We start from the raw sequence: 12,846 nt of genomic DNA, 5'->3' as shown, positions 1-12,846 counted from the left end.
GCGCGGCTGGATCAGCCGCGCAGAAACCGCCGCAAGACCTTCTCAAGCAGTGCGGCGCCCAAGGGTGCCATCGCCTTGGTGTGGTCATGGCTGATGGATTCGTCCGACAGCCCCGCGCCCATATTGGTGATGACCGACACGGCGGCGCAGCGCAGTCCCAGAAAACGCGACAGGATCACTTCCGGCACCGTGGACATGCCCACGGCATCCGCCCCCAGCACGCGGGCGGCGCGGATCTCGGCCGGAGTTTCAAAGCTGGGACCGGAAAACCAGCAATAAACGCCTTCGGGCAGATCGACACCCTCGGCCTGCGCGGCGCCTTGCAGCCCGGCGCGGATCTGGCGGTCATGCGCGTCGGTCATCGGCACGAACCGGGCCTCCGTCGTCTCGCCGATCAGCGGGTTGGTCCCGGCAAAGGCGATATGGTCGGACAGCAGCATCAGCGAGCCGGGCGGATTTTCCGCGCGCAGGCTGCCTGCCGCATTGGTCAGGATCAGTTGCCCGCAGCCCAGATCGCGCAGCACCTCAAGCGGCAGGCGCATGATATCGGCGCGACCCGATTCATAGTAATGCGACCGTCCGCCGAATACGGCCACGCGCCGCCCCTCAAGCTGGCCCACGACCAGTTGCGGCACATGGCCCGACACGCCCGCATGGGGAAAACCCGGCAGATCGGAATAGGGAATCGCCACGCCCTGAACCGCCTCCGACAGATGCCCAAGGCCAGAGCCAAGGATCAGACCGTATTCCGGCGGTTCGGTCCCGGCGCGGTCCTGGATCAGACGGGCAAGCTCAGCGCTCTTTGACATAGGGTTCTCCGCCCGCGCGTGGCGGGATGGCGCGGCCGACAAAGCCCGCAAGGATGATGACGGTCAGGATATAGGGCAGCGCGTTCATGAACATCGACGGCACGGTAACGATGCCCAGATCAAGGTTCGGGAATCGGTTCGCCAGAGCCTCCAGCAGGCCGAACAGGAAGGTGGCGCCAAGCGCGCTCCATGGCCGCCATTTGGCAAAGATCAGCGCCGCCAGCGCGATATAGCCGCGCCCCGCCGACATCTCCTTGACGAACCCGGCCGAGATGCCGGTCGCGAGATACGCCCCCGCCATGCCGCACAGCACCCCGCAGATCAGCACGGCGGAAAAGCGCATCCGCGTGACCGACACGCCCGCCGTATCGACCGAGGCCGGGTTTTCCCCGACCGCGCGCAGCCGCAGCCCGAAGCGGGTGCGATACAGCACCCACCATGTCAGCGGCACGCAGGCAAACGCCACATAGACCAGCACCGAATGCCCCGAGATCAGATCGGCATAGATCGGCCCGATCCCCGGCACGCCGCGCAGCGCATCGGCAAAGGGCAGGGTGATTTCATTGAACCGCGCAGCACCTTCCAGCGAGGGCGTGCGCCCGCCAAGGCCAAAGATCTTCTGCCCCAGAAGCACTGTCAGCCCCGAGGCCAGAAAATTGATCGCCACCCCCGAAATCAGCTGATTGCCCCGGAAGGTGATCGAGGACAGCCCATGCACCACCGACAGCGCCAGCGCGCCGGCGATCCCGGCCAGCAGCCCGGCCCAGGCGCTGCCGGTGGCATAGGCGACCGAGGCGGCGGTAAAGGCCGCCATCAGCATCTTGCCCTCCAGCCCGATGTCGAACACCCCGGCGCGTTCCGAATAAAGCCCGGCCAGGCAGGCCAGCAGCAAGGGCACCATCAGACGGACCGAGCTGTCAAGGATCTGGATGATCGTCGGAAAATCCATCAGCGACGCCCCTCTGCCATGCAGGTCGCGGTCATCATGCCCCCTTCCGGCGCAGCGCACCGAACAGCCGCTCCAGCGGGATGCGCACCATATTGTCCAGCGCGCCGGTGAACAGGATGACCAGCGCCTGAATGACGACGATCAGCTCGCGCGGGATGCTGGTCCACAGCGCCAGCTCACCGCCGCCCTGATACAGAAAGCCGAACAGGAACGCCGCCAGCAGCACGCCCAGGGGGTGATTGCGCCCCATCAGCGCCACGGCGATGCCGATGAAGCCCGCGCCCTCGACCGCGTTCAGGACCAGCCGCTCGGCCTCGCCCATGACGTTGTTGATCGCCATCAGCCCGGCCAACCCGCCCGAGATCAGCATGGCGATGACCGTGATCCGCGTCGGAGAGATCCCGGCATAGACCGCCCCCGGCTCGGACTTGCCAAAGGCCCGGATCTCATAGCCCAGCCGGGTGCGCCAGATCAGCAGCCAGACCAGCAGACAGGCCAGCAGCGCGACGAACAGCGTGACATTGACCGGGGTGTTCTTGCCCCATTCGATCCCGAACCCCAAAGCCAGGTCGGACAGCGTCGGCAGATGCGTCGCGGGCGGAAAGTTGGCCGAGGCCGGATCCATGCTGCCCACCGGCCGCAGCAGGTTCACCAGCACATAGTTCAGCAGCGCCGCCGCGATGAAGTTGAACATGATGGTGGTGATGACGACATGGCTGCCGCGCCGCGCCTGCAGCCAGGCCGGGATCAGCGCCCAAAGCGCGCCAAAGGCCGCCGCCCCGATCATCGCGCCCGGCAAGGCCAGCGCCCAATGCGGCCACGGCACATACAGCAAGGCCAGCGCCACCCCCAGACCGCCGATGGCCGCCTGCCCCTCACCGCCGATATTGAACAGCCCGGCGTGATAGGCGACCATGACAGCCAGCCCGGTAAAGATGAAATTCGTGGTGTAATACAGCGTGAAACCCCAGCCATAGCTGGAAAACAACGCCCCCTCGACCATGACCTTCAACGCCTCGACCGGGCTTTCCCCGATGGCCAGAATCACCACCGCGGAAATCGCAAAGGCCAGCAGCAATGAGATCAGCGGCGTCAGAATCACATCCGCCCATTTCGGCATCCGCTCCATCAGCGCGCCTCCGTCCGTCTTCTTCGTTCCAGAAATACTCCCGCCGGAGGCAAGCAAGCCCGCATCACGCGCTTCCCTCCGATCCGGGCGCGGCGGCGGGGGTGATCGCATCTTGCGGCGCGGTGGTGGCGGGATCGACCCCGGCCATCAGACAGCCCAGATCGCCGGTCGTGGCCTCATTGGGCAGGCGCTGGCCCATGATGCGGCCATCGAACATCACCGCAATGCGGTCCGACAGCGCCATGATCTCATCCAGCTCGACCGAGACCAGCAGCACCGCCTTGCCCGCATCGCGCAGCGCAACGATGCGCTTGTGAATGAATTCGATCGCACCGATATCGACGCCGCGCGTCGGCTGGCCGATCAGCAGCAGGTCGGGATTGCGCTCGACCTCGCGCGCGACCACGATCTTCTGCTGGTTCCCGCCCGAAAAATTCTTGGCCGCCAGATCCGGGTTGGGCGGGCGCACGTCGAAGCGTTCGATCTTGCCCATTGCATCGGCGCGGATCGCGGCATTGTCCATCAGCAGGCCATTCTGAAACTCGGGCGCATCGTGATAGCCAAAGGCCACGTTTTCCCAGGCCGAGAAATCCATGATCAGCCCCTCGACCTGCCGGTCCTCGGGGACATGGCCGATGCCCGCTTGCCGGCGCGCCCGCGCATCGCTGCCCGTCAAGGGCAGGTCGCGGCCCTTAAGCCTGACCGCGCCATCGAGCTTCGCGCCCTTTTCCGGATAGCCGCCAAGGATCTCCAGCAATTGCGTCTGACCATTGCCCGAGACCCCGGCGATGCCCACGATCTCACCGGCGCGGATATCCAGATCGATGCCGCGCAGCCGCTCGACGCCTGCGGCATCGACCATGCGCAGGCCACGGATCTCCAGCACCGGCGCGCCGGGCTGGGCGGGGGCCTTGTCGACGCGCAGCAGGACCTTGCGGCCCACCATCAGCTCGGCCAGATGCGCCGGGCTGGTCTGCGCCGTCTGGACCGAGGCCACCATCTCGCCGCGCCGCATGACGCTGACATTATCGGTGATCTCCATGATCTCGCGCAGCTTGTGGGTGATCAGGATGATGGTTTTCCCCTCATCCCGCAGCCCGCGCAGGATGCGGAACAGGTGGTCGGCCTCGGCAGGGGTCAGAACGCCGGTTGGCTCGTCCAGGATCAGGATATCGGCCTGACGATACAGCGCCTTAAGGATTTCCACACGCTGCTGGTGGCCCACGGACAGATCCTCGACCAGCGCATCGGGATCGACCTGCAATTCATATTCCCGCGCCAGCCGCTGCAATTCGCCCCGCGCGCGCGACAGCGACGGCCGCAGCAGGCCGCCATCCTCGGCCCCAAGGATGATGTTTTCCAGCACGGTGAAATTCTGCACCAGCTTGAAATGCTGAAACACCATGCCGATGCCGGACCGGATGGCGGTCTGGCTATCGGTGATGGCCACAGGCTTGCCGCCGATCAGGATCTCTCCGGCGTCGGGGCGATAAAAGCCGTAAAGGATCGACATCAGCGTCGATTTCCCGGCCCCGTTCTCGCCGATGATGCCGTGGATCGAGCCGCGCGGCACCACAAGGTCGATGCCCTTGTTGGCCTGCACCGGACCGAACGCCTTCGAGATCCCCCGCAATTCGATTGCGGGGGGCGTGCCGCCTGTAGGCAGATCCTGCATTACTGCACCGGGCAGGTATTGTCGGTCATGTAATCGTGGACCTTGATCTCGCCCCCGGTGATGCCTTGGGTGGCGGCATCGACGGCTGCGGTGATGTCCGGGGTCATCAGCGGCTTGTTGCTGTCATCCATCGCCACCGACACCCCGCCCGAGGCAAGGTCCATCACCTTGATGCCCGGCTGCAGATCGGCCCCGGCCTTGAACGCCTCATAGACCGAATTGTCGACGCCCTTGACCATCGAGGTCAGCACCTTGCCCGGATGCAGGTGGTTCTGGTTGCTGTCCACGCCGATCGACAGGATGTTCGCATCCGCCGCAGCCTGCAGCACGCCGATGCCCGTGCCACCCGCTGCCGCATAGACCACATCCGCGCCCTGACCGATCTGGGCCTTCAGCAATTCGCCGCCCTTCACCGGGTCGTTCCATGCCGCGGGCGTCGTCCCGGTATAGTTGATCAGCACCTTGCCATCGGGATTGGTGGCCTTGAAGCCCTGCGCAAAGCCGCATTCGAACTTGTGGATCAGCGGAATGTCCATGCCGCCGATAAAGCCCACCGTGCCGGATTTCGAGGCCTTCGCCGCCATCACGCCCGCCAGATACGAGCCCTGTTCCTCGGTAAAGACGATGGATTGCACGTTCGGCTGTTCGACCACCATGTCGATGATGGCGAATTTGGTGTCGGGATAGTCGGGGGCCACCTTGTTCAGCACCTCGCCAAAGGCAAAGCCGGTCATGACGATGGGATTGGCGCCGGTTTCGGCCAGACGGCGAAGCGCCTGTTCGCGCTGCGCCTCGGACTGCATTTCCAGTTCCTTGTAGGTGCCGCCGGTTTCGGCCTTCCAGCGCTCGGCCCCGCCGAAGGCCGCCTCGTTGAAGGATTTGTCGAACTTGCCGCCCAGATCGAAGATCAGCGCCGGGTCCGCAAGAGCCGTCAGCGGCAGCAGCGAAAGGCTGGCACCGGCCAGCAGCGATTTCATCAGGGACATGTCTTGACCTCAACCTGTTGGGGGCGATTCAGCTCGCTCATGCCCGGATTAGGGCGCATGGGTCCAGAGCCGTCAACCGGCTTATGCTGAAAGATCGCGCCGCATCAGGATCGCGTCGATGCCGGGGGCGTAATAGTTGCGGCGCTGACCGACCTGTGCCCAGCCATCTGCCGCGTAAAGCGCCCGTGCCGCCGCATTGTCCGAGGCGACCTCCAGAAACGCCTCGACCGCGCCGCGCGCCTTGGCCGACTGGCGAAAATCGCCGATCAGCCCGCGGGCGATGCCTTGGCGGCGGGCCTCGGGGGCGACGGCAAGGGTCAGCAGCTCGGCCTCATCGGCGACGCTGCGTCCGATCAGAAAGCCCTGCGGCATCTGAATCAGAAAGTTCAGGCGGCTGGCCAGCAGATCCTCGATCTCGGCCGCCGACCACGGCCGGGGGTGCATCCCGAAGCAGCGCAGATGCAGATCGGCCAGCCGGTCCGGACTCATGTTGGCGCACTCATGCCAGGATGACCGGGCCGCGGTCGCGGGCCGGGGCGGCATCGGCGGGACGCAGATAGATCGGCGCGGGCCGGGGCTGGTCCGGATCGTCGCGGCGCGACAGCGCAATGCGGGCAATGGCTGCGGCGGGCACGCGGGTCAGCATCCGCAGCGGCGGGCCGGGCGGCAAGCCGTGCAGTGCCGATTGCTGCGGGCCCGATTGTTGCAAGGCCGATTGCTGCAAGGCCAAGGCGTCGTTGCCGAAATCCTGCCAGATCACCTCGCCCGCGCGCGACGGGATCGCCACACGGCAGGGGCGGGGCAGGTCCAGCGCGCCCGCCTCGGTCGCCGACACGCCGATGGCGGGGATGCCCAGCGACAGCGCCAGCCCGCGCGCGGCGGCGACGCCGATGCGGATGCCGGTAAAGTTGCCCGGCCCGGTGCCGACGCCGATCACCGTCAGATCGCGCCAGTCGCAGCCCGCTTCGTCCAGCAGGTCCTGCAACAGCGGGAACAGCCGTTCGGCCTGACCGCGCGCCATGTCTTCATGGCACTGCGCCAGCACGCGGTTGCCGTCCAGCAAAGCGGCCGCGCAATGCGCGGCCGATGTGTCGAACCCAAGCGACAATCTGTCGGGCAAGGGTCTCTCAGGCAACGGGACGAACCTCGGTCACCTCGGGGATATAGTGACGCAGCAGGTTCTCGATCCCCATCTTCAGCGTCAGGGTCGAGGACGGGCAGCCCGCGCAGGCCCCCTGCATATGCAGATAGACGACGCCGCGGTCAAAGCCATGGAACGTGATGTCGCCGCCATCCTGCGCCACGGCAGGGCGGACGCGGGTGTCCAGCAATTCCTTGATCTGGGTGACGATCTCGGCATCTTCGCCGCCGTCATGATCGCTGTGGCCGCTTTGTGCTGCGGTTTCCATGACCGGCGCGCCGGACTGGTAATGCTCCATGATCGCCCCCAGAACCGAGGGCTTCAGATGGTCCCAGACGGCGCTGTCGGCCTTGGTCACGGTGACGAAATCCGACCCCAGAAACACGCCCGTCACGCCCGGCACCGCAAAGATACGGCTGGCCAGCGGGCTGGCGGATGCCGCCTCGGGTTGCGTGAAATCGGCCGTGCCCTGTTCCAGCACGATCTCGCCGGGCAGGAATTTAAGCGTGGCGGGGTTCGGGGTGGTTTCGGTCTGGATGAACATGCGGCGCTCCTTTGCAGGGGGATATGGGGATTGAGGGGGGCGCGAGTCAAGGCAAACCCGATGCCGGATTCCGTGCGGCAAGCATCGCAAAGGCCAGAAGATTGACCAGCACATGCCCGATGGCCCCCGCGCCTGCGCTGCCCGAATGCAGCCGCGCCGCCATGGCGGGCAGGCCAAGGATCAGCGCCGCCAGCAACAGCCCCGCCATGCCGCCCTGACCGGACAGCGCCACCGCCCCGAAACCGGGTGCGGCGTGCCATGCGACGAACAGCGCCAGCGACGGGGCTGCGGCCCGCAGATCGCGGCGCGTCAGGCCGGGGATCAGCGCGCCGCGCCAGAACGCTTCCTCCAGCGTGCCGTTCAGCAGGGCCGCCGCCGCGACCGTCAGCAGCACGACCGGCGACAGCGACATCAGATCGCGCACGCCGCCCTGCCAGATCAGCGCCGCAAGGATCGCCAGAAATCCGGCAAGCGCCCAGCAGCCGGGCCAGCGCGGACGCAGCGACCATGGCCCGCGCGACGCCAGCAAGGCCAGCGCCAGCAGCAGCCAATAGATCTCAAGCGCCGACAGATAGCCTGCCAAGGGCGAAGGCCCGCTGCGGGTCAGCAGGTGAAACAGCACAGCCATGACCGGGATCGCGCATAGCGCGGCCACGGCAAGGCGGGGGTGCATCAGGTGATCTGTTCCAGCCGTTCGCGCGACATGTCGCCCGGCACGATGGTGATCGGGCAGGACAGGCTGGGCATTTCCCGCATCAGGCGCGAGACCAGCGGCCCGGGTCCGGCGCTGTCGGTCGAAGCCGCCAGCACCACGATGCCGATTTCCGGGTCGTCGTTGATCTGGGCCAGCAGTTCATTGCCCGGCTCGCCCTCGCGCACGACCAGTTCCGGCTCGACGCCGGGGCGGTCGCGCATCCATTTGGCGAATACCTCGAAATGCGCCTGAATGCGCTCATAGGCCTCGGCGCGCATGACATCGGCGACGCCCATGCCATGAGGAATTTCGTTCGTGGGGATCACGGCCAGCACCTGCACGCCGCCACCTGTCTTGGCCGCGCGCATGGCGGCAAAGCGGATGGCATTCAGGCATTCGCGTGAATCATCCAGAACCACCAGCGATTTCCGCATATTCTTGCTCCGGTTGACGCCGAATTGGCAAAGACTGGCCGAAAGGACACGGTTGCGCAAGTGCGTCGCGCTTTTCCTCTTGCCTTGGCTTGCAATTGGCAGACCCTGTGTTACGGCAGATCTAATGAGCAGTCCAAGAAAAACACGGGACGACCAAACTGTGACAATTCATCATGATTGGGACAGAGCTGATCGCCGTGACCTGACCTCGGTTCCGGGGCTGGGGCTTGGATGGATTGCCGATGAACAGGCTGCGCGGATCGGCATGACCCGACGCAAGCGCGCCTTTGATATCCTGTTTTCGCTGATCCTGCTGGTGCCTCTTGGGCTGGTGATGGCCGTGGTCGCGCTGCTGCTGCTGGTGACGCAGGGCCGTCCGCTGTTCTATGTCGCGCCCCGGATGCGCGCGCCGGGCGAGCAGTTCGATCTGCTGAAATTCCGCACCATGCTGCGCGAGGATGACGATTGCGGCGCCACCGGCGCGCATAAGCATTGGCGCATCACCAAGGTCGGGCGCCTGCTGCGCCGCACCCGCATTGACGAGCTTCCGCAGCTTTTCAACATCCTGCGTGGCGACATGAGCTTTGTCGGCCCCCGCCCGCCTTTGAAGGAATATGTCGAACGGTTCCCGGCGCTGTACAATCAGGTGCTGCAGAACCGTCCCGGCGTGACCGGCCTTGCCACGATGATCTATCACGCGCATGAGGATCGGATCATGGCGCGCTGCAAGACCGCCGAAGCGACCGAGGCCGCCTATTACCGCCGCTGCTTGCCGACCAAGCTGCGGCTGGACATGATCTATCAGCGGCGCCGCACGCTGCGGGTGGATCTGTGGATCATCTGGCACACGCTGATGACGGTGCTGATCCCGTCCTGGCAGGGCCGGGGCCGCCGCCGCATCCCTTCGGGTCACGGGCTGACTGCGGCCAAGGCCACAGCGCCTGCCTCAGCGCACGTCTCCGCGCCCGTCGCGGTCAAGATCCCCGCCGAATAACCGCTTGGCCGCTCAGCCGCTGCCGAACGGCGCCTGCGGATAGCCCACCCCCGTCAGATACAGCCCCTGCGGCGGGCAGACCGGCCCGCAGGCGGCACGGTCGCGCGCCGCGATGGCCTCTGCCACGCGGTCGGGATGCCAGCTCCCCGCGCCGACCCGCTCCAGCGTTCCGACGATCGAACGGACCTGATTGTGCAGAAACGACCGCGCACGCAGGTGAAAGCGGTATTCGCGACCCTGTGGCAGGGGCAACTCCTCGATCTGGATCTGGTCCAGCGTCTTGACCGGGCTTTTCGCCTGACACATGGTCGAGCGGAAGGTGGTGAAGTCGTGCTGCCCCAGCAGATGCGCCGCGCCCGCCCGCATCGCATCGGCGTCCAGCGGCCCCAGCACCTGCCAGACGCGCCCGCGATCATGCGTCACCGGCGCGCGGCGCGCCACCAGCCGGAAGGTATAGCGCCGTTCCGTGGCCGAGAATCGGGCGTGAAACGCCTCATCGACCCGCGCGGCGGCCAGAATGGCGACGGGGGCGGGTTTCAGATGCCAGTTCAGCGCCTCGGACAGGCGGAAGGGATCCCAGTCGCGCTGCAGATCGGCATGGGCGACCTGACCCGAGGCATGCACCCCCGCATCCGTCCGTCCCGCCGCCGCGATCCGCGCGCCGTCGCGAAAGCCGGGGTCCAGCCGGGCCAGCGCGGATTCGATTGCGCCCTGCACGCTGGGCTGGTCGGCCTGCGCCTGCCAGCCGGCAAAGGGAGAGCCGTCATATTCGATCAGAAGGGCATAGCGGGGCATCAGCGGCGTTGCTTGTCGGTCTCGCGCGGGATCAGCAGATCGTCGAGGGTCATCGAGCGTTCCAGCTCGGCCGGGTCCGAGGGCTGGGGCGTATCGGCAGGGCGCACACCTTCGCGCAGCAGACGGTCGCGCAGAACGCTGATTTCGATATCCAGATTGGCCTTGTCCCCCTCGGCCAGCTTGCGGGTGCGGGCGGCGAACTGCATCTCAAGATCGCTCAGCAGGGTTTCGTAATCCTGCCGGGCGCGGGGGTCGCGGGTCTGCGCGTAAAGATCGGCGAATTTCACCGTCGCATCGCGCGCGCCCTGCAGATAGATGCCCAGATAGCGCCGGGTGGCCGAGATGTCGCCGGGATCCTGTTCGATCTTGGCGAAAAGTTCGCGCGCGGTGGCGGCGAACATGCCGACGCGGGCGTCCAGCCTGCGGTCGCCGGTGCGCAGGATCGCGTCCTGCATGGCGACCAGATGGGCCTCACCCTCGCCGATGATGCGATGCGCGCGGTCCTGCTGGAAGGTGTCGATCCCCTCCATCCCCTTGTCGCGCATCGGGTCCGAGCCGAAGGACAGCCAGTGCAGCACGCCTGCGGCCACGCCGATGACGGCGGCACCTGCCTCGGCGCCCGGCACATAGGATCCGGCGGCCAGCCCAAGCCCGGTCAGGATGCCGCCGAACAGCTTGCGCGGCACCGCCGGACGCCGGGCGACGCGGCGGGCGTCATAGGCAGCTTCGGCCTGCAGGCCTTCGCGCGTCAGCATCATGCCGGTGGCAAGGCTGCCAAAGGCCGCCAGATGCGCGACCAGCCCGACCGGATCCTGCCAGAAGGCGCTCAGCAGAAACGGGATCCCCATGATGGTGATCCAGCGCGTGCGCGATTGCAGCGGATGCGGCAACGGGGTGGGCGCGGGACGCGGCGGCGGGTCGTCCAGCGATTGGCCCTGCGGCGAAAAGCGGCCTCCGAAACGTTTGGCCATGGGCTTAGCCAGCCCCCACGAAAGAGGCATAAAGCGTCAGTCCCATCAAAAGAAAGAAGGACAGGCGCTGCGTCGCTTTGCGTGACATCGGCTTCCTTTCGGCCAGAGGAATTGCCCGCAGGATATAGGCTTGGTTGCGTCCGAAAGAAAGGCCAGCCGACCGGGACGCGCGGCGGTTCAATCCTGCCGCGTGCAGCGTTCGATGAATTCGCGCATCAAACGGGGCATCATCAGGTGAACCGCCTCGGCCGAGCGACGCTCACCCATGCCTTGCGCCTGCGCCTGTCGCATGGCCTCGGCTTCGATGGCGGGCTGATTCTGCAACCATTTCTCGAACAGTTTATTGGGCATCAGGCGGCTCGGCTGCGCGGGGTTATATCGTGCAAAATATAATCGAGCGCGATTTATGCAGCAATCAATTTGTACAAATGACGCAGCGCGCATGGCTTGGGATCTGGGCGCTGTCCGGTGTGCAGCGGATGCGGCGGCAGCGCCCTTCAAGACGGATCAGATATGGCGATGCCGCAGCCGCCATATCAGGACATCTGCCCGCCTTCATGGGCGGCGCCCTATATGGCGCGCCCGCCCATAGCTTGCTGCAGGGCCGGGTTCGGCCCCGCAGATGTCAGTAGATGGCATAGACCTTGCGCACGGTCTCGATCACGTCCCAGCGGCCCGACCAGCCCGGCGGCAGAATGACCAGATCGCCCGCGCCGATCTCGGTTACGGTGCCGGTGGCATCATCGGTCAGCCGGGCGCGGCCCGAGACAATATAGGTGAATTCGGTGTCGGGGCGGTTCACCACCGGCCAGCCGCCGGGCTGGCATTCCCAGATGCCGGTGCTGCCTGCCGCTTCGGGTGCCAGCTTCTGCAGGCCCAGTTGCGGATCGCCGCGGTCGGCGCCCGCGCGTTGGCCCGCGGCGGGCAGGGCGGAGCCGCTGATCTCGGCTGCTTTGACGATCACCATCGAGGGCATGGTCTTCTCCTTGTTGTTCAACCGGGGATTAATGCCCGCCGGTCAGCGCCTCAAGCAGCCTTGCGACCTGCGACGGGCGCCGGGTCAGGCGTTCCTCGGCATCGCCGATACCGGCGGCGGTCAGGCCGAAATTCACCCCCAGCCAGCGCAGCGGCTCATGCTCCCACAGGGGCGAGCGGTGGTTGACGATGGGCAGGCGGTTGATCGGCGCGTCCTGCCCAAGGATCAGGTTGCGCAGGATGCGGCCCGCCAGATTGCTGGTCGCCACGCCGTCGCCGACATAGCCGCCCGCCCACGCCATGCCGGTCGCCGCGTCCAGCCCGACCGAGGGGCAGAAATCCCGCGCCACCCCCAGCGCGCCGCCCCAGCGAAGCGTGATGGTGGTGTCGCGCAGCGCCGGAAAGAATTCGACCAGCGTGTCATGGATCCGGGCATGGATGCCGTCCACCAGATCGCTGCGCATCGCCGAGCCCAGCCGGTAGGGCGCGCCGCGCCCGCCAAAAACCAGCCGTCCATCCGCCGTCATCTGGGCATAGACCCGCAGGTGGCGCAGGTCGTTGAAGGCGCGGCGGTGGTCCAACCCAAGGCTCTGCCGCACCGCGTCCGGCAGCGGCTCGGTCGCCATGACCAGCGAATAAAGCGGCACCACGCTGCGCCGCTGGCCGGGCTGCTGGCAGGTAAAGGCCTCGGTCGCGCGCAGCACGATGCGGGCGGTCAGCCGACCCTGCGGCGTGGTCACGCAGTGCGGC

16 protein-coding genes are annotated in these 12,846 nt (G+C 66.5%); 1 reads left to right on the top strand and 15 read right to left on the bottom strand.

The window, feature by feature from the left end:
• Positions 1-11: 11 nt before the first annotated feature.
• The 10 genes from GL284_RS00150 to GL284_RS00105 form a co-directional block, all read right to left on the bottom strand.
• Positions 12-809, bottom strand: a complete 798-nt coding sequence (locus tag GL284_RS00150) for a purine-nucleoside phosphorylase (protein ID WP_155042628.1) — start codon at positions 807-809, stop codon at positions 12-14.
• The gene (locus tag GL284_RS00145) at positions 793-1,758 is read right to left on the bottom strand and encodes an ABC transporter permease (RefSeq protein ID WP_155042627.1); all 966 of its coding nucleotides are present in this window, start codon (positions 1,756-1,758) and stop codon (positions 793-795) included. The genes GL284_RS00150 and GL284_RS00145 overlap by 17 nt, the downstream gene beginning before the upstream one ends.
• A 34-nt stretch (positions 1,759-1,792) precedes the next feature.
• Positions 1,793-2,887, bottom strand: coding sequence for an ABC transporter permease (locus GL284_RS00140; RefSeq protein ID WP_155042626.1), 1,095 nt, complete (start codon positions 2,885-2,887; stop codon positions 1,793-1,795).
• A gap of 64 nt (positions 2,888-2,951) precedes the next feature.
• On the bottom strand, positions 2,952-4,562 hold the full coding sequence (locus tag GL284_RS00135) for an ABC transporter ATP-binding protein (protein WP_155042625.1): 1,611 nt from the start codon (positions 4,560-4,562) through the stop codon (positions 2,952-2,954).
• On the bottom strand, positions 4,562-5,548 hold the full coding sequence (locus tag GL284_RS00130; RefSeq protein WP_155042624.1) for a BMP family lipoprotein: 987 nt from the start codon (positions 5,546-5,548) through the stop codon (positions 4,562-4,564). Before GL284_RS00130 ends, GL284_RS00135 begins: the two co-directional genes overlap by 1 nt.
• Positions 5,549-5,629: 81 nt before the next feature.
• Positions 5,630-6,037 (bottom strand): GNAT family N-acetyltransferase, encoded by a 408-nt coding sequence (locus GL284_RS00125; RefSeq protein ID WP_155042623.1) that lies wholly within the window; start codon positions 6,035-6,037, stop codon positions 5,630-5,632.
• Positions 6,038-6,047: 10 nt separating this feature from the next.
• Positions 6,048-6,668, bottom strand: a complete 621-nt coding sequence (gene tsaB / locus GL284_RS00120; RefSeq protein WP_155042622.1) for a tRNA (adenosine(37)-N6)-threonylcarbamoyltransferase complex dimerization subunit type 1 TsaB — start codon at positions 6,666-6,668, stop codon at positions 6,048-6,050.
• Positions 6,669-6,675: 7 nt separating this feature from the next.
• On the bottom strand, positions 6,676-7,233 hold the full coding sequence (locus GL284_RS00115) for a NifU family protein (RefSeq protein WP_155042621.1): 558 nt from the start codon (positions 7,231-7,233) through the stop codon (positions 6,676-6,678).
• Between the two features lie 46 nt (positions 7,234-7,279).
• On the bottom strand, positions 7,280-7,906 hold the full coding sequence (locus GL284_RS00110; RefSeq protein ID WP_155042620.1) for a CPBP family glutamic-type intramembrane protease: 627 nt from the start codon (positions 7,904-7,906) through the stop codon (positions 7,280-7,282).
• Complete coding sequence (locus GL284_RS00105) at positions 7,906-8,361, bottom strand: universal stress protein (protein ID WP_155042619.1); 456 nt, start codon at positions 8,359-8,361, stop codon at positions 7,906-7,908. Before GL284_RS00105 ends, GL284_RS00110 begins: the two co-directional genes overlap by 1 nt.
• Before the next feature lie 265 nt (positions 8,362-8,626).
• Here GL284_RS00105 and GL284_RS00100 point away from each other — a divergent pair, with 265 nt between their 5' ends.
• Positions 8,627-9,355 carry a sugar transferase gene (locus GL284_RS00100; protein ID WP_196216692.1) on the top strand — a complete coding sequence of 243 codons (729 nt, stop codon included), beginning with the start codon at positions 8,627-8,629 and terminating at the stop codon, positions 9,353-9,355.
• Between the two features lie 12 nt (positions 9,356-9,367).
• Here the strand turns inward: GL284_RS00100 and truA are convergent, their stop codons facing one another.
• From truA to GL284_RS00075, 5 genes are all read right to left on the bottom strand, one after another.
• Positions 9,368-10,150, bottom strand: coding sequence for a tRNA pseudouridine(38-40) synthase TruA (truA, locus tag GL284_RS00095; protein ID WP_155042617.1), 783 nt, complete (start codon positions 10,148-10,150; stop codon positions 9,368-9,370).
• The gene (locus GL284_RS00090) at positions 10,150-11,121 is read right to left on the bottom strand and encodes a 5-bromo-4-chloroindolyl phosphate hydrolysis family protein (protein ID WP_155042616.1); all 972 of its coding nucleotides are present in this window, start codon (positions 11,119-11,121) and stop codon (positions 10,150-10,152) included. Before GL284_RS00090 ends, truA begins: the two co-directional genes overlap by 1 nt.
• Positions 11,122-11,298: 177 nt before the next feature.
• Positions 11,299-11,472, bottom strand: a complete 174-nt coding sequence (locus tag GL284_RS00085) for a hypothetical protein (RefSeq protein ID WP_155042615.1) — start codon at positions 11,470-11,472, stop codon at positions 11,299-11,301.
• A 274-nt stretch (positions 11,473-11,746) separates the two neighbouring features.
• Entirely contained in the window at positions 11,747-12,097 is a 351-nt protein-coding gene (locus GL284_RS00080; protein ID WP_155042614.1) for a cupin domain-containing protein, read from the bottom strand.
• 28 nt (positions 12,098-12,125) lie between these two features.
• A complete protein-coding gene (locus GL284_RS00075) occupies positions 12,126-12,836 on the bottom strand; it encodes an NAD(P)/FAD-dependent oxidoreductase (protein ID WP_196216693.1) in 711 nt (236 codons plus the stop codon).
• Positions 12,837-12,846: the final 10 nt, after the last annotated feature.

Source organism: Paracoccus shanxieyensis (assembly GCF_009711265.1).
In the GTDB taxonomy this organism is placed as follows: domain Bacteria; phylum Pseudomonadota; class Alphaproteobacteria; order Rhodobacterales; family Rhodobacteraceae; genus Paracoccus; species Paracoccus shanxieyensis.
The sequence above is the reverse complement of the archived record's forward strand: the minus strand, read 5'-3'. Positions and strand labels throughout refer to the sequence as shown.